Genomic DNA, 20,912 nt, shown 5'->3' with positions numbered 1-20,912 from the left:
GGGCCGGGTGACGTCACCTGCCGTTCACCTGGCTCGGGCACGGTCCGCCCGTGCCCGACCCCGCCCCAGCCGCCGAGACCGCGACCGACCCCCTCCTCCGCGGCAGCGAGGCGCCCGCGCCGCGCACGCTGGTCGACGTCTTCCGCGCCACGGTCGCCCAGGCCGCCGACGAGCCGGCGGTCGACACCGGCCACGACGTGCTCACCTACGCCGAGCTCGAGGAGGCGGCGGACGGGCTGGCGGCCGAGCTGGCCGGCCTGGGCATCGGCCCGGGGGACCGGGTAGGCCTCCGGGTCAGCTCGGGGACGACCGACCTCTACGTCGCCGTCCTCGGCATCCTGCTCGCCGGCGCGGCGTACGTCCCCGTCGACGCCGACGATCCCGACGAGCGCGCCCGCCTGGTCTTCGGCGAGGCCGACGTGGCCGCGGTCGTGGGCAACGAGCTGGCCGTCGTCTCCCGCCGTCCCGTCGAGCAGCAGGTGCCGCGCGAGCCCGCGGAGCCGGGCCTCGAGGACGACGCGTGGGTGATCTTCACCTCCGGCTCGACCGGGACGCCGAAGGGTGTCGCCGTCACCCACCGCAACGCCGCCGCCTTCGTCGACGCCGAGTCGCAGATGTTCCTGCAGGAGGAGCCGCTCGGCGTCGGCGACCGGGTCATGGCCGGCCTCTCGGTGGCCTTCGACGCCAGCTGCGAGGAGATGTGGCTGGCCTGGCGGTACGGCGGGTGCCTGGTGCCCGCGCCGCGTGCGCTGGTGCGCAGCGGGGTGGACGTCGGCCCGTGGCTGGTCGCCAACGAGGTCACGGTGGTCTCCACCGTCCCGACGCTGGTGGCGCTGTGGCCCACCGAGGCGCTGGCGCGGGTGCGGCTGCTCATCATGGGCGGCGAGGCCTTGCCGCCGGAGCTCGCCGCCCGCCTCGTCGCCCCCGGCCGCGAGGTGTGGAACACCTACGGGCCCACCGAGGCGACCGTCGTCGCGTGCGGTGCGCAGCTGACCGCGGAGGGGCCGGTCCGCATCGGTCTCCCGCTCGCGGGCTGGGACCTCGCCGTCGTCGACGCCGACGGCCGCCCGGTCGCGCCGGGGGAGACCGGCGAGCTGATCATCGGCGGCGTCGGCCTGGCGCGCTACCTCGACCCTGCCAAGGACGCCGAGAAGTACGCGCCGATGCCGACGCTCGGCTGGGAGCGGGCCTACCGCTCGGGCGACCTGGTGGTCCTCGACCCGGCGGGCCTGCTCTTCGGTGGCCGGGCCGACGACCAGGTGAAGCTCGGCGGCCGCCGGATCGAGCTCGGCGAGGTCGACAGCGCGCTGCTCGCCCTGCCCGGCGTCAACGGCGCCGCGGCCGCCGTACGCCGCAGTGCCGCCGGCAACCAGCTCCTCGTGGGGTACGTCGCCGTCGACGCGACCTTCGACCAGGCGAGCGCGCTCGAGCGACTGCGCCGGGCGCTCCCCGCCGCGCTGGTGCCGCGGCTGGCGGTGGTCGACACGCTCCCCACGCGGACGTCGGGGAAGGTCGATCGCGACGCCCTGCCGTGGCCGCTGCCGGCCGCCGCGCCGGGCGCCGGGCGCGAGGCCGCTCCCGACCTGAGCGACACCGAGGCGTGGGTGGCCGGCCTGTGGCTGGAGGTGCTCGGCGCCGCGGTCACCGGCCGCGACGACGACTTCTTCGACCTGGGCGGCGGCAGCCTGACCGCGGCCCAGATGGTCTCCCGCCTGCGGGAACGCTACCCGGCGGTCGTGGTCGGGGACGTCTACGAGCACCCGACGGTGGGCTCGGTGGCGGCGTACCTGGACGGTCTCTCGGCGTCCGGTGCCACCACCGACCGCACCGTCCCGGTGGTGCCTGTGAAGACCCAGGCCGGACAGGTTCTCGCGAGCCTGGGCCTCCGGGCCGTCGCCGGGCCGCGGTGGCTCACCTGGGCGGCCCTCGCCTGCCACGGCGCGACCTGGCTGGGCGTGGACGGGCTGCCGACGCCGTCGTGGCTGCTGGTCGCCGTGGGCTGGCTGCTCTTCCTCAGCCCGCCGGGGCGCATGCTGCTGGCGGCGGGCGGGGCCCGGTTGGTGCTCAGGGGAGTGCAGCCGGGAGACCACCCCCGGGGCGGCAAGGTCCACCTGCGACTCTGGTTGGCCGAGCAGCTGGCCGACGAGCTCGGCGCGACCGGCCTCGCCGGCGCTCCCGCGATGACCTGGTACGCCCGCCTCCTCGGTGCGCGGGTGGGCCGGGACGTCGACCTGCACAGCCTGCCCCCGGTGACCGGCCTGCTCCGGCTCGGCAAGGGCGCGTCGGTCGAGCAGGAGGTCGACCTCCGCGGCTGGTGGGTCGACGGCGACGTCGTCCACCTCGGACCGGTCAGCATCGGCGCCCGCGCCCGGGTGGGCGCGCGCTCCATGCTCGGACCGGGCGCGCGGGTCGGTGCCGACGCCGAGGTGGCACCGGGCTCGGCCGTGCTCGGCGAGGTGCCCGACGGCGAGTTCTGGTCCGGGTCGCCCGCGGTGCGGGTCAGCGACGCCGCCCGCGGCCCGTGGTCCTCGCGCCCCTCGGCCCCGCGCGCGTGGGTCCTGGCGTACGCCGGCGTGTCCGGGCTGCTCGCGCTCCTGCCGGTCCTCGCCGTCGTCGCCGGCGGCGCCCCGCTCGTCGCGCTCGCCGGCCCCGCGTCGTACGACGGCCCGGCGGGCCTGCTCGCGGCGTGGCTGCCCTGGCTGCCGCTCGCCGTCGTCGTCGGCCTCGCGGTGCTGACGCTGCTGGTCTGGCTGGTCGTCCGGGTCGCCGCCCTCGGCGTGCGGGCCGGTGCCCACCCGGTCCGGAGCGGTCCGGCGCTGGCCGTCTGGACGACCGTGCGGGTCCTCGACGAGGCGCGGACCTGGCTCTTCCCGCTCTACTCCTCGCTGCTGACCCCGGTGTGGCTCCGCTCGCTCGGCGCCCGCATCGGCCGCCACGTCGAGGCGTCGACGGTGCTCATGGTCCCCTCGCTCACCCAGGTCAACGACCAGGCCTTCCTCGCCGACGACACCCTCATCGGCGGGTACGAGCTGGGCGGCGGCTGGCTGCGGGTGGAGCGGGTGAAGATCGGCAAGCGGGCCTTCGTGGGCAACTCCGGCATGGCCGCGCCCGGCCGCAAGGTGCCGAAGGCCTCGCTGGTCGCGGTCCTCTCGGCGGCCCCGCGTCGCTCCCGGGCACGGTCGGGTGAGTCCTGGCTGGGCAGCCCGCCCGCGCCGCTGCGGCGGGTCGCGCAGGACACCGACGCCGGCCGCACCTACGAGCCGCCGCGGCGCCTGCTCGTCGCCCGCGGCGCGGTCGAGCTGTGCCGCCTGGTCCCGGTGGTGGTCGCGGTGGGGCTCGCGCTGGTGGTCGGCGCCGCCCTCGCCGCGGTGCTCGACGGGCCGGGCGTGCTGGTGGCGCTGGTGGTCGCCGGGCCGCTGCTCGCCCTCGCCGGGCTCGTGGCCGCGCTGGTCACCACCCTGGCCAAGTGGGCCCTCGTCGGGCGGCTCCGCCCCGGCTCGCACCCGCTGTGGAGCTCCTTCGTGTGGCGCAACGAGCTGGCCGACACCTTCGTCGAGGTGCTCGCGGCCCCGTGGTTCGCGCGGGCCGTCACCGGCACGCCGCTGCTCGTGGCCTGGCTGCGGTCGATGGGGGCGCGGATCGGCCGCGGGGTCTGGTGCGAGACCTACTGGCTGCCCGAGGCCGACCTCGTCGACCTGCGCGACGGCGCCACCGTCAACGCCGGCAGCGTGGTGCAGACCCACCTGTTCCACGACCGGGTGCTCAGCATGGACACCGTCACGCTGCGCCGCGGCGCCACGCTCGGCCCGCACAGCGTGATCCTCCCGGCGGCGGTGCTCGGCCGCCACGTTACGGTCGGTCCCGTGTCACTGGTGATGAGGGGCGAGTCCGTGCCGGACGGGACGACGTGGACCGGCAACCCGATCGGCCCGTGGGTCACCCCGGCGGACGCGCCGGCGGGCGCCTGAGGTGCGCGGCACCTCCGGTGACCTCCCCACCGCCGACCCCTACCTGCCCGGCCACGGCGATCCGTCGTGGAGCGCCCGCCACTACGACCTCGAGCTGTTCTACGACCTCGCGCCCAACCGCCTCCGCGGCCGGGCGACCATCGACGCGGTCGCGCTCCAGGACGACCTGGGCCGGATCGTGCTCGACCTCGCCGGGCTCGACGTCGACAAGGTGACCGTCGACGGCCGGAGCCCGAAGCGGTGGAGCAGCCGCGGCAGCCGGCTGGTGGTCCAGCTGGCCGAGCCGCTCGCCGCCGGCACGCGCTTCACCGCCAGCATCAAGTACGCCGGCCGCCCGCGACCGCTGGTCGAGCCGCACCACGGCGACGCCGGCTGGGAGGAGCTCGAGGACGGCGTCATCGTCGCCGGCCAGCCGCACGGCGCGCCCACCTGGTTCCCCTGCAACGACCGCCCCGACGACAAGGCCACCTACCGCATCGTCGTCACCACCGACCCCGGATACCTGGTCGTCGCGAACGGCGAGGAGACCGGCCGCGCCCGCCGGGCGAGCGGCCAGGAGTGGACCTTCGAGCAGCGCGAGCCGATGGCGACGTACCTCGCCACCGTCCAGGTCGGGCGGTACGACGTCCACGAGCTGCCCGGCGCACGGGTGCCCGTGCGGGCGGTGGTGCCCGAGGGTACCGACGTCACCGCCGAGGCCTTCACCGCCGGCTTCGGCCGGCAGGCCGAGATGGTGGCTGCGTTCGAGGAGCTCTTCGGGCCCTACCCGTTCGGCTCCTACACCTCCGTGGTCACCGCCGACGAGCTCGAGATCCCGCTCGAGGCGCAGACGCTGTCGACGTTCGGCAGCAACTTCCTCGACGCGGAGTGGGCCTCGGTGCGCCTGGTCGCCCACGAGCTGGCGCACCAGTGGTTCGGCAACGCCGTCACGCTGCGCCGCTGGCGCGACATCTGGCTGCACGAGGGCTTCGCCTGCTACGCCGAGTGGTTGTGGTCGGAGCGGTCGGGCGGCGAGACCGCCGACCAGCACGCCCGCGCCCACCACGAGCGGCTCGCCGGCCTCGACCAGGACGTGGTCCTCGCCGACCCGGGGCCGGAGACCATGTTCGACGACCGGGTCTACAAGCGCGGCGCGCTGGCGCTGCACGCGCTGCGGCTCGGCGTCGGTCCCGACCGGTTCTTCGAGGTGCTGCGGACCTGGTGCGAGCGGCACCGCGGCGGGTCGGTGACGACGACCGACCTGGTGGCGCTGGTGGGCGAGCTCTGCGGGGCCGACGCCGGCGCGCTGCTCAGCCCCTGGCTGGAGGAGCCGGCGCTGCCGGACCTGCCAGCCGCCAGCTGACGTCGGTCCCCGCGACGGTCCCGACGTACCCGGCCGGCAGCCCCAGCGCCTGCGTCGGCACGCCGTCGGGCAGGCCGTCGCGCGGGTCGTGGGCCAGGCCGCAGCCCGCGTGCTTGAGCAGCGCCTCGGCGCGGGTCCAGGCCCGGCGGTCGCCGTACCCCTCGACTGGCGGGCCGTCGAGCTCCACGTCGATCCCCACCGGCCCCGCCGCCCAGGCCACGGCGACGAGCCCGCCGGCGTACGCGAGGCTCACCCGCGGCAGCGCGCGTGCGCCGGTCAGCAGCGGCCGGCCGTGGGTGTGGCTGCCGCAGCGCGGGCAGAGCCGGACGACGCCGCGCGCACCGGTCTCCTCGCACAGGACCCGCTCCCCGAGCGCACGAAGGGGGGCCCGGGCGCGGACCCCCCGGCCGCCGGCGACCCAGCGCCCTCGCGCCACCTCGGCCTGGTGCCGGCGGCCGAGCGCGAGCTGTCCGTCGCTGCGCTCGACCACCTCGCCGACCGGGTCGCCGAGCACGTCGACCTCGACGCCGTGCTCGCCCTCGCCGACACCGCCCCGGACCTCGACGCGGCGCCGTGGGACCCGTCCGCCGAGGTCGCCCCGCCGTCCGCCATGCCGCCCGCCGGGCCGCCCGCCGGGCGGCCGGTGGTGGCGATGGCCGGCGGCCGCGCCTTCACCTTCCGGTACGCCGAGACCGAGGAGCTGCTCCGCGCCGCCGGCTGCGACGTGGTGGCCTTCGACCCGCTCCGCGACGCGGGGCTGCCGGCGGGCACCCGCGGGATCTACCTCGGCGGCGGCTTCCCCGAGGTGCACGCGGCCGACCTGGCCCAGAACGCGCCCCTGCGCGCCGAGCTCGCGACCGCGGTCGCGGACGGGACCCCCACGGTGGCGGAGTGCGCCGGGCTGCTCTACCTGTGCCGCACGCTGGACGACGCGCCGATGGTCGGCGCGCTGGACGCGGACGCCCGGATGACCGGCCGGCTCACGCTGCGCTACCCCGAGGCCGAGGCGCCCTCCGACTCGCTGCTCACCCGCACCGGCGAGCGGGTCACCGGCCACGAGTTCCACCGGACCGTCGTGGCGCCCGGCGCCGGCGACCGGCCGGCGTGGCGGGTCGGCGGGGAGGCGTGCGGCTTCAGCGGCCCGACCCTGCATGCGTCGTACCTCCACACGCACTGGGCGGGCCACCCGCAGCTCGCACAGCGGTTCGCCGACGCCGTCCACCGCCCGTGAAGTCAGCCGCCGGTCCGGTCCAAGACCCACCGCGCAGCGGCGGCGGCGTCGCCGACCGTCTGCACGCCCTCCGGGGGCGCAGGCCGGCCGACCACGACCACGGGTACGCCGAGCGCCGCGGCCGCCTCGAGCTTCGGCCGGGTGTGCCGCCCACCGGAGTCCTTGGTGACCAGGACGTCGGCGCGGTGGTGCTCCATCAGCGCGCGCTCCCCGGCGAGCTCGTAGGGCCCGCGGTCGAGCAGGACCGTCCACACCTCCGGCACCGCGACCTCCGGCGGGTCGACGACGCGCACCAGGCAGGCGTGGTCGGCCAGCGGACCGGTGAACCTGTCGAGGGACTGCCGGCCCACGGTGAGGAAGGGCCGGCGGCCCAGGCGCGCCGCGGTGCGTGCGGCCTCGTCGTGGTCGGCGACCGGGTGCCAGTCGCCCACGGGCTCGCTCGACCAGTCCGGGCGCTCGAGGCGGAGCAGCGGTACGCCGACCGCCGCCGCGGCGGCCGCCGCGGAGCGGCTGATCGTGGCCGCGAACGGGTGCGTGGCGTCGACCACCACGTCGTACCCCTCCTCGCGCAGGTGCGCGGCGAGGCCGTCGGCCCCGCCGAACCCACCGAGACGCACGGCGCCGACGGGCAGCCGGGGCCGCGCCACCCGCCCGGCCAGCGACGAGACCACCGCGACCCCCGCCTCGACGAGGAGCGCCGCGAGGTCGCGGGCCTCACCGGTGCCGCCGAGCAGCAGGACGGTCGGGTGCCGGTCCGGTTCAGCGACCACGCCGCCACACCACCAGCGCGCCGGCCGGCTCGGGCGCGCGCAGCACCGGCAGCTTGTTGACCGGGCCGTCGGGACGGCGCGGGGTCATCGCCCGGCGCAGGGCCTCGCGGGTGTGGTCGAGCTCGGCCTGGAGCTCCTCGTTGCGCGCCTGGAGCGCGAGCACCTGGTTCTGCAGGTCCATGATCCGCCGGACGCCCTCGATGCCGATGCCGGAGCTGGTGAGCTCGGCGATCTCCCGGAGCCGCTCGATGTCGCGGTGGGAGTAGCGACGACCCCCGCCGCCGGTGCGCCCCGGCGTGATCAGGCCGAGCCGCTCGTAGGTGCGCAGGGTCTGCGGGTGCAGCCCGGTGAGCTCGGCGGCGACGCTGATGACGTAGACCGCGGCGTCCGGTCCCGGGACGAACGGCGTGCCCGTCATCAGCCGGCCTCGAACAACCCGGCCCGCAGCGGCTTGCCGGCCGTCGCCTCGCGGTAGGCCTCGACGGCCTCCCGTGCCTTCGCGTCCAGCACCGCCGGCACGTGCACCTCGACGGTGGCGAGCAGGTCGCCCCTGGTGCCGTCGGGCTTCGGGGCGCCCTTGCCCCGGACCCGGAAGGTGCGGCCGTTCGGCGTGCCGGCAGGCAGCCGGAGGGTGACCGGCGCGCCGCCGAGGGTCGGGATCTTCACCTCCGCCCCGAGCGCCGCCTCGTCGAAGGAGACGGGCACGTCGAGGGTGAGGTTGTCGTCCTTGCGGCCGAAGATCCGGTGTGGCGAGACCTTGACGGTGACGTAGAGGTCACCGGCCGGCCCGCCGTTGAGGCCCGCGGCGCCCTTGCCGCGCAGCCGGATCCGCTGGCCGTCCCGGACCCCGGCGGGGATGCGCGCCTGGATCGTGCGCGCCGACGTCCCACGGCCGCTGCCGTGGCACGTGGGGCAGGCCTCGTCGTAGACGAGCTGCCGCCCGCCGCAGGTGGGGCAGGTCTCGTTGATGGCGAACGCGCCGCCCGCCGACGCCACGACCGAGCCCGCGCCGTCGCACTGCGGGCAGACCCGCGGCTTCGTGCCGGGCTTGCCGCCGGTGCCGGAGCAGTCGGGGCAGGGGGCGTCGGAGGTGAGGCGCAGCGAGATCGTCACGCCCTCGATCGCCTCGGTGAAGCCGATCGTGGCGGTCGACTCGACGTCGGCGCCCTTCTGGGTGCGCCGCGGCTGCTGCGCCGTACGACGCCCGCCGGCTCCGAACAGGTCGCCGAACATGTCGCCGAACCCGCCGCCACCGGCGCCGGCGCGCTCGCGCAGCAGGTCCTCGAGGTTGATGCCGCCGCCGGCACCGCCGGCACCGCCGCCGAAACCACCGCCGCCGAAGCCGCCACGGAACGCTCCGGACCCGTAGAGGGAGCGCACCTCGTCGTACTTCTTGCGCTTGTCGGGGTCACCGATGACGTCGTAGGCCTCGGCGACCGCCTTGAAGGTGTCGTGCTTGCGGGTGTCGCCGGGGTTGGAGTCGGGGTGGTTGGCGCGCGCGAGCTTGCGGTAGGCCTTCTTGATGTCCTCCGACGAGGCGTCCTTGGACACCCCCAGCACGGCGTAGAAGTCCTTCTGGGCCCAGTCGGCCCGGATCCCGTCGTCGGCGCTCACGCGCACCTCCCTCCCGTCGTCATCTCTCTCGTCCTACCCCGGCACGGACTACTGCGTCGGGCCGCCGGCCGGGTCGGCCACCAACACCTGTGCGGCCCGGACCACCCGGTCGCCGATCCGGTAGCCGGCCTTGGCGACGACCTTGCAGGTGGTCACCTCGACGTCCGGGTCCTCGCCGACGTGGCTGAGCGCCTCGTGCAGGCTCGGGTCGAACGGGTCCCCCGGGGCGCCGAACTTCGTCAGGCCCAGGTTCGCGACCGTCCGCTCCAGCTGCTCTGCGACGGTGCGGAAGCCGTCCTCGAGCTGCTCTCCCTGCTTCTCCGCCGACTCGCGCGCCCGGTCGATGGTGTCGAGGACCTCGATGATCGGCGTGAGCGCGGCGTACGTCGCGTTCTCGCGGATCAGGTCGCGGTCCCGCTCGACCCGGCGCTTGTAGTTGACGAACTCGGCCTGGAGCCGCTGGAGGTCCGCGGTCCGCTCGGCGAGCTCCATCTTCGTGACGGTGAGCTCGTCCTGGGCCGGGTCGGGGTCGCCGGCGGGCTGGTCGCCCGCCGGAGCGCCCTCGACGTCCTCGGGCGCCAGGTCCGGCCCGGGTTCGGCGGGGGTCTCGGCGACCCCCGCCTCGTCCACGTGGCCGGCCGCGTCGCCGGTGGCCGGGTCGACCGGGTCGTCGGACATCGGCGGGCCGCCGAGGTCCTCGGGCTCGCGGTCGGTCACTTCGACTCGCCCTCGCCGTCGGCGGGCTCGTCCACGACCTCGGCGTCGACGATGTCGTCGTCGGCCTCACCGGTCGCGCCGGCGGTGCCCCCCGCAGCGGAGGCATCGGCCTCGGCGGCGGCGTACATCGCTGCACCCATCTTCTGGCTCGACTCGCCCAGCTTGGTCACGCCGGCCTGGAGCTCCTCGGCGCTGGCCTCGGGGTTCTCCAGCGTCGCCTTGAGGGCGTCGACGTCGCCCTGGACCTCGGTCTTCACGTCGTCCGGGATCTTGTCGCCGTTGTCGGTGAGGAACTTCTCGGTCGTGTAGACGAGCTGGTCAGCCTGGTTGCGGGCCTCGACCGCGGCGCGACGCTTGGCGTCCTCCTCGGCGTACTGCTCGGCCTCGCGGACCATCCGGTCGATGTCGTCCTTGCTGAGCGCGGACCCACCGGAGATGGTCATCGACTGCTCCTTGCCGGAGGCCTGGTCCTTCGCGGTGACGTGGACGATGCCGTTGGCGTCGATGTCGAAGGTGACCTCGATCTTCGGCACGCCGCGCGGCGCGGGCGGCAGGCCGGTCAGCTCGAAGTTGCCGAGCGGCTGGTTCTGCGACCACATCTGCCGCTCGCCCTGCGCGACCTTGATCTCGACCGAGGGCTGGTTGTCGTCGGCGGTGGTGAAGATCTCCGAGCGCTTGGTCGGGATCGTGGTGTTCCGCTCGATGAGCGTGGTCATCACGCCGCCCTTGGTCTCGATGCCCAGGGAGAGCGGGGTGACGTCGAGGAGCAGGACGTCCTTGACCTCGCCCTTGAGGACACCGGCCTGGAGCGCGGCGCCCAGCGCCACGACCTCGTCGGGGTTCACGCCCTTGTTGGGCTCCTTGCCGCCGAGCAGCTCCTTGACCAGGTCGGTGACGGCCGGCATGCGGGTCGAGCCGCCGACGAGGACGACGTGGTCGATCTTGCTGACGCTGACGCCGCCGTCCTTGAGCACCTGCTGGAAGGGCTGCTTGGTGCGCTCGAGCAGGTCGTTGGTCATCTTCTGGAACTCGCTGCGGGTCAGCCGCTCCTCGAAGTGGAGCGGGCCCGACTCGCCGTGGGTGATGTACGGCAGGTGGATGGTGGTCTCCGAGGACGAGGACAGCTCGATCTTCGCCTTCTCCGCGGCCTCCTGCAGGCGCTGCTTGGCGATCTTGTCGGCGGCGAGGTCCACGCCGTTGGCGTTCTTGAACTTGGTGACCATCCAGTCGACGACCCGGGAGTCCCAGTCGTCACCGCCGAGGTGGTTGTCGCCGGAGGTCGCCTTGACCTCGACGACGCCCTCGCCGATCTCCAGCAGCGAGACGTCGAACGTGCCGCCACCGAGGTCGAAGACGAGGATCAGCTGGTCGTCGCCCTTGTCGAGGCCGTAGGCCAGCGCGGCCGCGGTCGGCTCGTTGACGATCCGCTGGACGTTGAGGCCCGCGATCTCACCGGCCTCCTTGGTGGCCTGGCGCTGGGCGTCGGAGAAGTACGCCGGGACGGTGATCACCGCGTCGGTGACCGGCTCGCCGAGGTACGCCTCCGCGTCGCGCTTGAGCTTCTGCAGCACGAAGGCGCTGATCTGCTGCGGCGTGAAGTCCTTGTCGTCGATCTTCTGCTTCCAGTCGGTGCCCATGTGGCGCTTGACCGAGCGGATGGTCCGGTCGACGTTGGTGACGGCCTGCCGCTTGGCGACCTCACCCACGAGGACCTCGCCGGACTTGGCGAACGCGACGACCGACGGGGTGGTGCGGGCGCCTTCGGCGTTCGCGATGACGGTGGGCTCGCCGCCCTCCAGGACCGACACGACGCTGTTCGTCGTGCCGAGGTCGATGCCGACCGCACGTGCCATGTTCTGCAACCTCCGGGTGTGGTGGTGTCTGGGGTCCGGCGCTCAGGGCACCGGAGGGGTTCGCTGCGTCGATCCGCAGCACTTGTCGCTGAGTCGAGTGTGGCAGACGACTTGAGTCTCGCCAACTCAACTTTGCTCACACGGCACAACGGAGGGCGCGGCGGGATTGTTCCCGCCCTGGGTCAGGGCTCGCCGGCCCGCTCCGCCTGCTGCTCCACGGACCGGTCGGCGAGCTGCGCCACCAGCTGCGCGACGAGGGCGGCCGTCGCCGGCACCGCCTCCGCTCCAGGTCGGTGGGCCAGCCCGACGAGGCGGCGGCCGAGCTCGGCGAGCGGCAGCACCCGGACGTCGGGGTGCCGGTACGCCGCGAGGGCCGACTCCGGCAGCGCCGTCACCCCGAGTCCGCGGGCGACGAGGTTCTGCACCACCACGTAGTCGTCGGTGGTGTGCCGGACGGCCGGCGTGAAGCCGGCCGCCACGCAGCAGTCGACCAGGTGGGTCCGGCAGCGGACGCACCCGCCGATCCAGTCGTCGCCGGCGAGCGAGGCCAGCCCACGAGGCCCGGGGCCGGCGTGCCCCGGCGGCACCACCAGGTGCACCGGCTCGTCGAGGAGCGGCCGCCAGGCCAGCGCACCCAGCCCCTCCGGCGGCCCGTCGTACCCGAAGACCAGTGCGAGGTCGGCGTCGCCGGCCACCACCGCGGCCATCGCCTCCGGGGGCTCGGCCTCGTCGAGGCCCACCTCGAGCTCGGGGTGCCGCTCCGCCAGCGCCCCGAGGACGTCGGGCACGAGGGTGGCCGCGGCCGACGGGAAGGCGACCAGCCGCACCCGGCCGGCGCGCAGCTGGTGCAGCGCCGCGAGCTCCTCACCGGCAGCGTGCAGCTCGGCGGCGACGACGTCGGCCCGACGCAGCAGCGCCCGGCCGGCCTCGGTCGGCGCGACCCCGCCGGGCCCGCGCAGCAGCAGTGGGCCGCCGGCGTCCCGCTCCAGGCGGGCCAGGTGCTGGCTGACCGCCGGCTGGGTCCAGCCGAGCACGCGCGCGGCGCCGGTGATCGAGCCGGCGCGGACGACGTCGCGGAAGATCAGGACACGGCGCGGGTCGAGGGTCATAGGCCCACGTTATGCCTCACCCAACGAGGACGGGTCTTCCCTTGGGGCGCCGGGCCACCGACCGTGGGAGGCATGCGGACCATCGGACTCGTCGGCGGGATGTCGTGGCACTCGACCGCCACCTACTACCGGATCATCAACGAGCAGGTCGCGGCGCGCCTGGGCGGCCACGCCTCGGCCCGGATCTCGCTGCAGTCGCTGGACTTCTCCGAGGTCCGCGCGTGCCAGGTGCGCGGCGACTGGGCCGCCTCGGCGGCGCTCCTCGCCGACGCGGCACGGCGCTGCGAGGCCGGCGGCGCGGACCTCGTCGCACTCTGCACCAACCTGATGCACAAGAACTTCCCGGCCCTCGAGGCCGCCGTCACCGTGCCGGCGGTGCACATCGCGGACGCCGTCGCGCGGGTCGCCGCGCGGGAGGGGTGGACCACGCTCGGCCTGCTCGGGAGCCGCTGGGTGATGGAGGAGACCTTCTACGCCGACCGCCTGGCCGAGCACGGCATCGGCGTCGTGGCCCCCGACGCGGCCGACCGCGAGCTGGTCGACCGGGTGGTCTTCGACGAGATCACGCAGGGGGTCTTCCGCGAGGAGTCGCGAGCGGCGTACCAGCGGATCATGGGCGACCTGCAGTCCCGGGGCGCCGACGCCGTCGTCCTGGCCTGCACCGAGATCGGCCTGTTGGTCACCCCCGAGCAGGCCCCGCTGCCGGTCGTGGACTCGGCGGTCGCGCACGCCTCCTTCCTCGTCGACCTGGCCCTGGAGCCCGCCGGACAGCCGGCGCTCGCGGAGGCCTAGGGCACCATCGGGGGCATGGCTCGCCTCGCGCAGCTCCTCCTCGCCGGCCCCCTCGCCGGCCTCCTGCTCCTCTCCGGCTGCTCCGGCGAGGACAACCGGCCGCCCGACACGACTCCCTCGCTGGACAGCTCTCCGAGCGACTCCCCGGGCGCCTCGCCCTCCGTGCCGTCGCCGCCACCCACCACGGAGCCCACGCCCGCGCCCGCGCCACGGGTCTCCGCCGACGACGTCCGTCCCCGCACCGCGGTCGCCGCCGTGCAGCACCTCGCGGGCGAGGTGGGGCCGCGTCCGGGCACCTCGCCGGCGTACTTCCGCGCGGCCCGCTGGGTCGAGCGCCGGCTGGAGGACCTGGGCTGGGACGTCGAGCGGCAGTCGTTCCAGACGCCGGCAGGCGTCTCCTGGGGCGTGCCCGTCGAGGGCGGCCGGTCGGTGAACCTGGTCGCGACCCGCGGCGACGTCCGCCCCGGCCGCCCGTGGCTGGCCGTCGGCGCCCACCTCGACACGGTGCCGCAGGCGCCGGGCGCGGAGGACAACGCCTCCGGCATCGGCGCACTCCTCGCGGTGGCCGAGGCGACGGCGGAGCGGCGCACCCGGCTGCCCGTGGTGCTGGTGGCCTTCGGGTCCGAGGAGCCGCGCGGCCCCGGCGACGCGCACCACCACTACGGCTCCCGCGCGTACGTCGAGCAGCTGCGCCCGGCCGAGCGGCGCGCACTGCGCGGCATGGTCTCGCTCGACCGCGTGGGCGTCGGCTCGGTGCTGCCGGTCGGGAGCGCGTCGGAGGACGACCCGGTGAGCCGCCGGCTGCTCGAGGCGGCCCGGGCGGCCGGCGCGCCCACGGTCGTCGAGCGCTTCGAGCGGTCCAGCGACCACTGGTCGTTCGTGCGGACCGGCCTGCCGGCGGCGCGGCTCGGCAGCACGCCGTACGCCGCCTACCACTCGCCTGCCGACGTCCCGTCCGTCGTCGACCGCGAGCAGCTGGCCCGCGCGGCGCGGACGGTCGTCGCCTGGCTGCGCTGACCCGCTCCTCGCTCAGTCGCTGAAAGGCCCCGTGCTGGTCGACCAGACGTCGTCGAGGATGGCGGCCGCCCGGTCGCCGCGCACGAACCGGGGGGCGAACGTCACGGGGTCCATCGCGTAGGGCACCAGCCGCAGGGCGCGGAGCTCCCCTCCCCAGAAGGTCGACTCGAGCACGACACCCTCGCGGGTCTGCTCCGACTCCATGTCGAAGACGAAGTTGCCGAGGGAGTGGACCACCGGCACCCCCGAGACGACGTCGACGCCCTGCACCCAGTGCGGGTGCCCACCGACGACCAGGTCGGCGCCCGCGTCGACCAGGCGGGGGGCGACCGCGCGCTGCGCCGGGTGCGGGGCGTGGGTGTACTGCGTCCCCCAGTGCGGCAGCACGACCACGACGTCGGCGCGCCGGTCGGCCTCCCGGAGGACGCGCTCCATGTGGGCGAGGTCGTCCTGGTCGATCGTCGTGCCGGTGCGCGGCGGCATCCGGACGCTCAGCGCCCCGGCCGTCGTGGGCGTCGCCATCGGGGTCTCCCCGATGGCGTTGAAGCCGACGAACGCGAACCGGGTCCCGCCGGCCTCGAGGTACGCCGGGCGCCCGGCCTGCTCGCGGTCGGCACCCGCCCCGAACGGCTCGATGGGGCTCCTGCGCAGCGTGCGGACGGTGTCGAGCAGCGCCTGCTCACCGAAGTCCCCGGTGTGGTTGTTCGCCAGCGACAGCGCGTCGAACCCGGCCCCACGCAGCGGACCGAGCAGCGCCGGCGTGGCCCCGAAGGAGTCGCCACCCTGGGTCGGCGCACCGGCACGGCTCAGCGTGCTCTCGAGGTTCCCGACCGTCAGGTCGGCCGCGCGCAGCCGGTCGCGGGTCGGCGCGAGCGCCTCGGCCGGGTCGGGCACGCGCCGCACCAGCATCACGTCGCCGACGACGGCCACCGTGACGGCCCGGGGGTCGTCACGGACCGGGTCGACCCCGTCGACCGTCGCCACCCGCACGGTCGGCCGCACGGCGTCCAGCGGCACGACGGCCAGCGTCCCCGGCCGGCGCTCCACCGTGCGGAGCCGCCGCGCGACCGGGCCCTCCGCGACCACCCGCCGGCCCCGCCACCGGTCCTGCTCGCCGGCGACGAGCCGCTCCGCCGTACGCCTCGACAGGGTGGGCTGCTGCTGCGTCGCGTGGCCGACCACCACCAGCTCCGCCTCCGGCTCGGGCTCGGGCTGCGTGGACGACGTCGTGGTCGGCGTCGGCCGCTCGCCCGGAGGCCCCGCCTCCCGCGGCTCGGACGTGTCGCTCGTGCACCCGGCCAGCAGGAGCACCCCCGCCGCCAGCCCCACGCCCACACGCCTCATCCCGCCACGCTAGCCGTCGACGTGGGTCGCGCACAGGGTCGACGTGGGTCGCGCACAGGGTCGAGGTGGGTCGTTTCGAGCACACAGGCGCCCTGGGCGGCCGGGTGGTCCACAGGGCCAAGAGCCGCTCACTTCTGTGCGTCCACCGCGGGCAAGTGCGTCCGCATGAATCTCCCTGACGAACCGTTCACTCGCGCCGACCTCCAGCGGCTGCGTCTCAGCGCCGGCACCCTCGACTGGCTGATCCGCACCGGAGAGGTCCGGCGACTGCTCCACCGGGTCTACTGCCGTGCCGACCTGCCGGACTCGATCGATCTGCGAGCGCGAGCCGCCGCACTGGTCCTGCCCGACCACGTCGTCGTCTGCGACCGGTCGGCGGCCTGGCTCCACGGGATCGACGCGTACGACCCCCACGAGGCAGGCACCGTGCCGCCGCTCGAGGTCGTCTCCGTCCGAGGGCACGACCGCACGCGCTGCCCCGAGGTGTACGGCGGCAAGCGGAACCTGGTCGACGCCGACATCTCGCTGCTGCCGCACGGCATCCTGGTGACCAGCGCGGTCCGGACCGCATGTGACCTCGCCACCCTCCGCGGACGCCGGCGGGCACTCGCCGTCCTGGACGCCTTCCGCCGGCGCTGCGCCGTGTCCGAGGCCGAGCTCCAAGCGATGACACGCCGCTTCACACGCCGGCGTGGTGTCATCCAGCTGCGCGAGCTGGTCCCGCTGTCGACCGACCTCGCCGAGTCGCCGGCAGAGTCGTGGACCCGGATGGCGATCATCGACGAGGGGCTGCCGCACCCCACCCCGCAGGTCGAGGTGTGGGTCCCCGGCTACGGGCTCGTGCGGCTCGACCTCGCGTATCGCGGGCTCAAGATCGCGGTCGAGTACGACGGGGAGGAGCACCACTCCTCGGCCGCCGACCGAGCCGCCGACGAGCGCCGCCGCGCGGCCCTGCGCGCGGACGGGTGGATCGTCATCGTGGTCCGCCGGGCGGACCTGACCCACCCCGCGTCGGACCGGTGGCTCGGCGAGCTCCGACGGGCGACCCGCGAGCGCCAGCAGCCGCACCGGCGTCGCCACGCACGTGCCGAGCCCAACCCGGCGTACCGGCGCCGAGCTTGAGCGCCACTTCGACCCTGCAGACGCGCCACTTCGACCCTGCAGGCGCCCCACTTCGACCCTGCAGGCGCCCCACTTCGACGCCTCAGGAGTGGGCGTGGCGGAGGGCGATGTCGACGAGGGAGACGCGGGGCAGGGCGGCGGCCTCGTCGACCGTGAACCAGCGGGCCTCGTCGGTGGTGCCGTCGACCTCGCGGGTGAGCTCGCCGCCGACGATCGTCGCCGAGAAGAGCACGCGGACGGCCTTGAGCGGCCGGTCGCTGTCCAGGTGGCGCCGGGACGCGGGGATGACGTAGGTGTCGACGCCGAGGAGCCGGTCGAGCTCCACGTCGTACCCGGTCTCCTCGCGGACCTCCCGCACCGCGGCCTCCTCGACGGTCTCGTCGAGCTCGACCCCGCCGCCGGGCAGCGTCCACCGCTGGCCGTCGGACGCCTGGTTCCACAGAGCGAGGAGGATCCGGCCGTGGTCGTCGCGGATGACGGCGTACGAGGCGAGCCTGGTGTCGTACTCCGTGTAGTGCGGCAGCTCGGCGTCGGTCATGGTGACCATCATCTCGTCCGCCGAGGAAACGGCCGGCACCGGGAAGCATTTGGAGCCGGGTGGTCTTGTCGGTGGACATGACCGTTCCGACCATCACCCTGAACAACCAGACGACCATCCCGCAGCTCGGCTTCGGCGTCTTCCAGGTGCCGCCCGAGGAGACGGCGGCGGCGGTCTCGACGGCCTTCGAGATCGGCTACCGCCACATCGACACGGCGCAGATGTACCAGAACGAGGAGGGCGTCGGGCAGGCGATCCGCGACTCGGGCATCGCGCGCGAGGAGCTCTGGATCACCAGCAAGCTCAACAACGGCTTCCACCGCCCCGACGACGCTCGGCGGGCCTTCGACGAGACGCTCGAGCGGCTGGGGCTCGACACGATCGACCTCTTCCTCATCCACTGGCCGCTGCCGACGCTCTACGACGGCGACTACGTCTCGACCTGGCGGACGCTCAGCGAGTTCGTCGAGCAGGGCCGTGCCCGCTCGGTCGGTGTGTCGAACTTCCAGCCGGCGCACCTGGACCGCGTCGTCGAGGAGACGGGCGTGGTGCCGGCGGTCAACCAGATCGAGGTGCACCCGTACTTCTGCAACGAGGAGGCCCGCGCCGCCTCGATCCGGCACGGTGTCGAGGTCGAGGCGTGGTCGCCCATCGCCCAGGGCGCCGTGCTCGGCGACGAGGTGATCGGTCGGATCGCCGCGGCCCACGGCAAGACGCCCGCCCAGGTGACGCTGCGCTGGCACGTCGAGCGTGGCGACATCGTCTTCCCGAAGTCGGTCAGCGAGCAGCGGATGCGCGAGAACTTCGACATCTTCGACTTCTCGCTCAGTGTCGACGAGGTCGCCGCCATCAGCGCGCTCGACCGCGGCGCCGCGGGCCGGATGGGTCCCGACCCCGACACGTTCGACTACGTCCCCGCCTGACCCGTCCCGCCGCGCTCCCGCCGCGGCGCGTCCTCGAGGGCCCGGCCCCACGCCTCCAGCAGGTGTGCGAGCCGGGCCCTCTCGTCGTCCCCGAGCATCCCCACCAGGCGGTGCTCGTTGGCGATGTGGTCGGTGAACGCCCGGTCGATCAGCGCCCGGCCCGCGTCGGTCAGCGCGACCACCCGCCCCCGCCCGTCCCGCTCGTCGGGCCGCCGCACGACCCAGCCTCGCTGCACGCACCGGTCGACGCGCTTGGTCACGGCACCGGAGGTCACCATGGTCTGGTCGGCGAGCTCCCCGGGGGTCAGCTCGTACGGCGCACCGCTGCGCCGGAGCGTCGCCAGCACGTCGAACTCCCCCTCGCCCAGCCCGTGCTCGGCGTAGACCGCGACGAGCTCCTCCGTGAGCCGGGCGGCAACCCGGTGCAACCGGGCCACGATGCCCTGTGGCGACACGTCGAGGTCCGGCCGCTCGGCCCGCCACTGGTCCATCACGTGCCCGACGAAGTCCTGGTCCTCCATCCCTGGAATGTATCTGACGCGGAAGGCATTATGTCTTCCGTGGAAACGATCGACGGGCGCACCGTCGCCCTCACCGCCGTCGCACCGATCGCCTGGGGCACGACCTACCTGGTCACCGACGCGCTGCTGCCACCGGACCGGCCACTGTTCGCCGCCGCCGTCCGCGCCCTCCCGGCCGGCCTCCTGCTGCTGGCCTGGCGGCGCCGGCTGCCCCGGGGCGACTGGTGGTGGAAGGCGGCCGTCCTGGGACTGTGCAACATCGGCGCCTTCTTCCCCCTGCTCTTCCTCGCCGCCTACCGGCTCCCCGGCGGGCTCGCCTCGACCGTGCAGGCGACCTCCCCGCTGGTCGTCATGGCGATCGCGCTCCTGGCCCTGGGCGAGCGGGCCTCCGGCGCCCGCGTCCTCGGCGCCGTCGTGGGGCTCGCCGGCGTCACCCTGCTCGTGCTCCGCGCGCCCGGCGGGCTCGACGCCATCGGCCTGCTCGCCGCCGGCGGCTCGGTCCTGGCTTCGGCGGTGGGCTTCGTGCTGGTGAAGCGGTGGCCGGCGCCGGTCGACATGCTGACGCTGGTCTCCTGGCAGCTGGTCGTCGGCGGGCTCGCGCTCCTCCCGCTCGCGCTGCTCGTCGAGGGCGCGCCCCCGCGGATCGACGGCGCCGCTGCCGCCGGCTACCTCTGGCTCGGCGCCGTCGGGACCGTCCTCGCGTACGCCTGCTGGTTCCGGGGCCTGACGCTCATGCCCGCCGGCGCCGTGGCCGTGGTCGGCCTGCTGAACCCGGTGGTCGGCACGGCCCTCGGCGCCCTGGTGGCCGGGGAGGCGTTCGGCCCGACCCAGGCGCTCGGCGTGGCCCTGGTGCTCGGCGGGGTACTGGCGGGCCAGCACCGACGCCGGCCCGAGCGGCGGTCAGCCGACCCTGATCCGGACCTGGTTGGACGTCCGACCTGAGGAGGTGTCGACGACACGGAACCGGTTGACGCCGGGCCGCCCGGTCTGGACGTACGTCGCGAACGTCTCGTTGGTGACCGCGGCCGTCACCTCGAACCTCTGCCACGCACCGTCTGCGAAGCGTTGCACCTGCAGGATCGCCCCCTCACCGCCGGGGTAGACCCCGGTCAGGTCGATCTGCTGCATCGGCGCGACCTGGGTCTGACCCGCGGAGAGGCTGATCGCCTTCTTCGGGCGGTCCGGCTTGGCGGACTTCGAGGGCTTCGGCTCGGAGCGTCCGCTGGACGTCGGCTCGGGCACCAGGGTGATCAGCGGCCCCTCCGGCGGGTCGGTCCGCAGCGGCGGCGGCAGGTAGAACGACTCCTCGTCCTCCGCTGCGGCCGCGCCGTTGCCGGTCCCGCCCGAGCCCCCGAGCCCGAGCACCCGGACCCCGCCGAGCGCCACGCCGCCGAGCACGAGGCCGACCACGAGGCCGACGCCCACGAGGGCCAGCAGCCCCGCCAGGACAGGTCGGTCCGGTCGTTCGCCGGAGAGCCCCTCGTCAGCCACCCGACCATTGTCGGGGACAGAGCCTGAAGGGCCAACCACGCCCGACGGGACGAGCCCCGGTCACCGCGGCTCGAGGACCACCACGGGGATCTCGCGATCGGTCCAGCGCTGGTACTTCGCGAAGTCGGCGTAGAGGTCGACCAGCCGCGGCCACAGCGCGGCCCGCTCCTCCGGCCCGGCCACCCGCGCCCGCACCCGGCGTACCCGCTCACCCTTCAGCGCCACCTCGGTGTCGGGGTGCGCGAGGAGGTTGCGGTACCACTGCGGGTGCTTCGGCAGGCCGCCCTGCGAGGCGACGACGACCAGGTCCGGGCCGTCCTCGAGGAAGAGCAGCGGCGTCGTGAAGACGGTGCCGGACTTCCGGCCGACGTGCTTCAGCAGCAACGTCGGGACCGGCTTGCGCCAGCCCGCACCGACCCGCCACGTGCTGCCGATCCGGCCGTTCGTCGCACGGAAGACCGCGACCTGCGCCTTGGCCATCCGCTTGAGCACCTTGGGGACGACCGGCGAGTCGAGGCCGGCCGGCTTCTCCTCGGGCAGGTCCATGAACCCGCCCTTCC

General features: G+C 75.0%; 20 protein-coding genes. 8 read left to right on the top strand and 12 right to left on the bottom strand.

Going from position 1 to position 20,912, the window contains the following annotated elements; all coding sequences use genetic code 11:
• The first annotated feature begins 50 nt into the window (after positions 1 to 50).
• Positions 51 to 3,968 carry a Pls/PosA family non-ribosomal peptide synthetase gene (locus ACSMHG_RS07530; RefSeq protein WP_435743296.1) on the top strand — a complete coding sequence of 1,306 codons (3,918 nt, stop codon included), beginning with the start codon at positions 51 to 53 and terminating at the stop codon, positions 3,966 to 3,968.
• Position 3,969: 1 nt separating this feature from the next.
• Positions 3,970 to 5,310 (top strand): M1 family metallopeptidase, encoded by a 1,341-nt coding sequence (locus ACSMHG_RS07525; protein ID WP_435743293.1) that lies wholly within the window; start codon positions 3,970 to 3,972, stop codon positions 5,308 to 5,310.
• On the opposite strand, the gene ACSMHG_RS07520 is transcribed toward ACSMHG_RS07525, so the two are convergent.
• Complete coding sequence (locus ACSMHG_RS07520) at positions 5,258 to 5,800, bottom strand: 4'-phosphopantetheinyl transferase family protein (RefSeq protein ID WP_435743291.1); 543 nt, start codon at positions 5,798 to 5,800, stop codon at positions 5,258 to 5,260. The two genes, ACSMHG_RS07525 and ACSMHG_RS07520, sit on opposite strands and share 53 nt — an antisense overlap.
• Here ACSMHG_RS07520 and ACSMHG_RS07515 point away from each other — a divergent pair.
• The gene (locus ACSMHG_RS07515) at positions 5,756 to 6,541 is read left to right on the top strand and encodes a hypothetical protein (RefSeq protein ID WP_435743289.1); all 786 of its coding nucleotides are present in this window, start codon (positions 5,756 to 5,758) and stop codon (positions 6,539 to 6,541) included. The genes ACSMHG_RS07520 and ACSMHG_RS07515 overlap by 45 nt on opposite strands.
• 2 nt (positions 6,542 to 6,543) lie before the next feature.
• Here ACSMHG_RS07515 and ACSMHG_RS07510 read toward each other — a convergent pair whose 3' ends face one another.
• From ACSMHG_RS07510 to ACSMHG_RS07485, 6 genes are all read right to left on the bottom strand, one after another.
• Positions 6,544 to 7,311, bottom strand: a complete 768-nt coding sequence (locus ACSMHG_RS07510) for a cobalt-precorrin-6A reductase (protein ID WP_435743287.1) — start codon at positions 7,309 to 7,311, stop codon at positions 6,544 to 6,546.
• Complete coding sequence (locus ACSMHG_RS07505) at positions 7,301 to 7,729, bottom strand: heat shock protein transcriptional repressor HspR (RefSeq protein ID WP_435743285.1); 429 nt, start codon at positions 7,727 to 7,729, stop codon at positions 7,301 to 7,303. The genes ACSMHG_RS07510 and ACSMHG_RS07505 overlap by 11 nt, the downstream gene beginning before the upstream one ends.
• Positions 7,729 to 8,925 carry a molecular chaperone DnaJ gene (dnaJ, locus tag ACSMHG_RS07500; RefSeq protein WP_435743283.1) on the bottom strand — a complete coding sequence of 399 codons (1,197 nt, stop codon included), beginning with the start codon at positions 8,923 to 8,925 and terminating at the stop codon, positions 7,729 to 7,731. The genes ACSMHG_RS07505 and dnaJ overlap by 1 nt, the downstream gene beginning before the upstream one ends.
• A 48-nt stretch (positions 8,926 to 8,973) precedes the next feature.
• Positions 8,974 to 9,642 (bottom strand): nucleotide exchange factor GrpE, encoded by a 669-nt coding sequence (gene grpE / locus ACSMHG_RS07495; RefSeq protein ID WP_435743281.1) that lies wholly within the window; start codon positions 9,640 to 9,642, stop codon positions 8,974 to 8,976.
• The gene (dnaK, locus tag ACSMHG_RS07490; protein WP_435743279.1) at positions 9,639 to 11,495 is read right to left on the bottom strand and encodes a molecular chaperone DnaK; all 1,857 of its coding nucleotides are present in this window, start codon (positions 11,493 to 11,495) and stop codon (positions 9,639 to 9,641) included. Before dnaK ends, grpE begins: the two co-directional genes overlap by 4 nt.
• Positions 11,496 to 11,677: 182 nt before the next feature.
• Positions 11,678 to 12,604, bottom strand: a complete 927-nt coding sequence (locus tag ACSMHG_RS07485; RefSeq protein WP_435743277.1) for a LysR family transcriptional regulator — start codon at positions 12,602 to 12,604, stop codon at positions 11,678 to 11,680.
• A 72-nt stretch (positions 12,605 to 12,676) separates the two neighbouring features.
• Between ACSMHG_RS07485 and ACSMHG_RS07480 the strand changes: the two genes are divergently transcribed.
• Positions 12,677 to 13,396 (top strand): aspartate/glutamate racemase family protein, encoded by a 720-nt coding sequence (locus ACSMHG_RS07480; RefSeq protein ID WP_435743275.1) that lies wholly within the window; start codon positions 12,677 to 12,679, stop codon positions 13,394 to 13,396.
• 15 nt (positions 13,397 to 13,411) lie between these two features.
• A complete protein-coding gene (locus tag ACSMHG_RS07475) occupies positions 13,412 to 14,413 on the top strand; it encodes a M28 family metallopeptidase (RefSeq protein WP_435743273.1) in 1,002 nt (333 codons plus the stop codon).
• A 12-nt stretch (positions 14,414 to 14,425) separates the two neighbouring features.
• Here the strand turns inward: ACSMHG_RS07475 and ACSMHG_RS07470 are convergent, their stop codons facing one another.
• Complete coding sequence (locus ACSMHG_RS07470; RefSeq protein ID WP_435743271.1) at positions 14,426 to 15,757, bottom strand: CapA family protein; 1,332 nt, start codon at positions 15,755 to 15,757, stop codon at positions 14,426 to 14,428.
• A 165-nt stretch (positions 15,758 to 15,922) separates the two neighbouring features.
• Here ACSMHG_RS07470 and ACSMHG_RS07465 point away from each other — a divergent pair, with 165 nt between their 5' ends.
• Positions 15,923 to 16,879 carry a type IV toxin-antitoxin system AbiEi family antitoxin gene (locus ACSMHG_RS07465; protein ID WP_435743269.1) on the top strand — a complete coding sequence of 319 codons (957 nt, stop codon included), beginning with the start codon at positions 15,923 to 15,925 and terminating at the stop codon, positions 16,877 to 16,879.
• Between the two features lie 82 nt (positions 16,880 to 16,961).
• Here ACSMHG_RS07465 and ACSMHG_RS07460 read toward each other — a convergent pair whose 3' ends face one another.
• Complete coding sequence (locus ACSMHG_RS07460; RefSeq protein ID WP_435743267.1) at positions 16,962 to 17,417, bottom strand: NUDIX hydrolase; 456 nt, start codon at positions 17,415 to 17,417, stop codon at positions 16,962 to 16,964.
• 77 nt (positions 17,418 to 17,494) lie between these two features.
• Here ACSMHG_RS07460 and ACSMHG_RS07455 point away from each other — a divergent pair, with 77 nt between their 5' ends.
• The gene (locus ACSMHG_RS07455; RefSeq protein WP_435743265.1) at positions 17,495 to 18,340 is read left to right on the top strand and encodes an aldo/keto reductase; all 846 of its coding nucleotides are present in this window, start codon (positions 17,495 to 17,497) and stop codon (positions 18,338 to 18,340) included.
• Here ACSMHG_RS07455 and ACSMHG_RS07450 read toward each other — a convergent pair.
• A complete protein-coding gene (locus tag ACSMHG_RS07450; RefSeq protein ID WP_435743263.1) occupies positions 18,325 to 18,861 on the bottom strand; it encodes a MarR family winged helix-turn-helix transcriptional regulator in 537 nt (178 codons plus the stop codon). The two genes, ACSMHG_RS07455 and ACSMHG_RS07450, sit on opposite strands and share 16 nt — an antisense overlap.
• Positions 18,862 to 18,900: 39 nt before the next feature.
• On the opposite strand from ACSMHG_RS07450, the gene ACSMHG_RS07445 reads away from it, so the two are divergent.
• A complete protein-coding gene (locus ACSMHG_RS07445; RefSeq protein WP_435743261.1) occupies positions 18,901 to 19,803 on the top strand; it encodes a DMT family transporter in 903 nt (300 codons plus the stop codon).
• On the opposite strand, the gene ACSMHG_RS07440 is transcribed toward ACSMHG_RS07445, so the two are convergent.
• Positions 19,762 to 20,352 carry a hypothetical protein gene (locus ACSMHG_RS07440; RefSeq protein ID WP_435743259.1) on the bottom strand — a complete coding sequence of 197 codons (591 nt, stop codon included), beginning with the start codon at positions 20,350 to 20,352 and terminating at the stop codon, positions 19,762 to 19,764. The genes ACSMHG_RS07445 and ACSMHG_RS07440 overlap by 42 nt on opposite strands.
• A gap of 60 nt (positions 20,353 to 20,412) precedes the next feature.
• Entirely contained in the window at positions 20,413 to 20,898 is a 486-nt protein-coding gene (locus ACSMHG_RS07435) for a nitroreductase family deazaflavin-dependent oxidoreductase (RefSeq protein ID WP_435743257.1), read from the bottom strand.
• Positions 20,899 to 20,912 lie beyond the last annotated feature (14 nt).

The sequence above is a fragment of the Nocardioides ureilyticus genome (assembly GCF_051280745.1).
Classification (GTDB): domain Bacteria; phylum Actinomycetota; class Actinomycetes; order Propionibacteriales; family Nocardioidaceae; genus Nocardioides.
Note: the sequence above shows the minus strand (reverse complement) of the source record. Positions and strands in the feature narration are given on the sequence as shown.

Coding starts and splice junctions, on each gene's coding strand:
- ACSMHG_RS07505 (WP_435743285.1), bottom strand. CDS start 7,729: ATGACGGGCACGCCGTTCGTCCCGGGACCGGACGCCGCGGTCTACGTC.
- dnaK (WP_435743279.1), bottom strand. CDS start 11,495: ATGGCACGTGCGGTCGGCATCGACCTCGGCACGACGAACAGCGTCGTG.
- ACSMHG_RS07485 (WP_435743277.1), bottom strand. CDS start 12,604: ATGACCCTCGACCCGCGCCGTGTCCTGATCTTCCGCGACGTCGTCCGC.
- ACSMHG_RS07480 (WP_435743275.1), top strand. CDS start 12,677: ATGCGGACCATCGGACTCGTCGGCGGGATGTCGTGGCACTCGACCGCC.
- ACSMHG_RS07475 (WP_435743273.1), top strand. CDS start 13,412: ATGGCTCGCCTCGCGCAGCTCCTCCTCGCCGGCCCCCTCGCCGGCCTC.
- ACSMHG_RS07470 (WP_435743271.1), bottom strand. CDS start 15,757: ATGAGGCGTGTGGGCGTGGGGCTGGCGGCGGGGGTGCTCCTGCTGGCC.
- ACSMHG_RS07465 (WP_435743269.1), top strand. CDS start 15,923: ATGAATCTCCCTGACGAACCGTTCACTCGCGCCGACCTCCAGCGGCTG.
- ACSMHG_RS07460 (WP_435743267.1), bottom strand. CDS start 17,417: ATGACCGACGCCGAGCTGCCGCACTACACGGAGTACGACACCAGGCTC.
- ACSMHG_RS07455 (WP_435743265.1), top strand. CDS start 17,495: ATGACCGTTCCGACCATCACCCTGAACAACCAGACGACCATCCCGCAG.
- ACSMHG_RS07450 (WP_435743263.1), bottom strand. CDS start 18,861: ATGGAGGACCAGGACTTCGTCGGGCACGTGATGGACCAGTGGCGGGCC.
- ACSMHG_RS07435 (WP_435743257.1), bottom strand. CDS start 20,898: ATGGACCTGCCCGAGGAGAAGCCGGCCGGCCTCGACTCGCCGGTCGTC.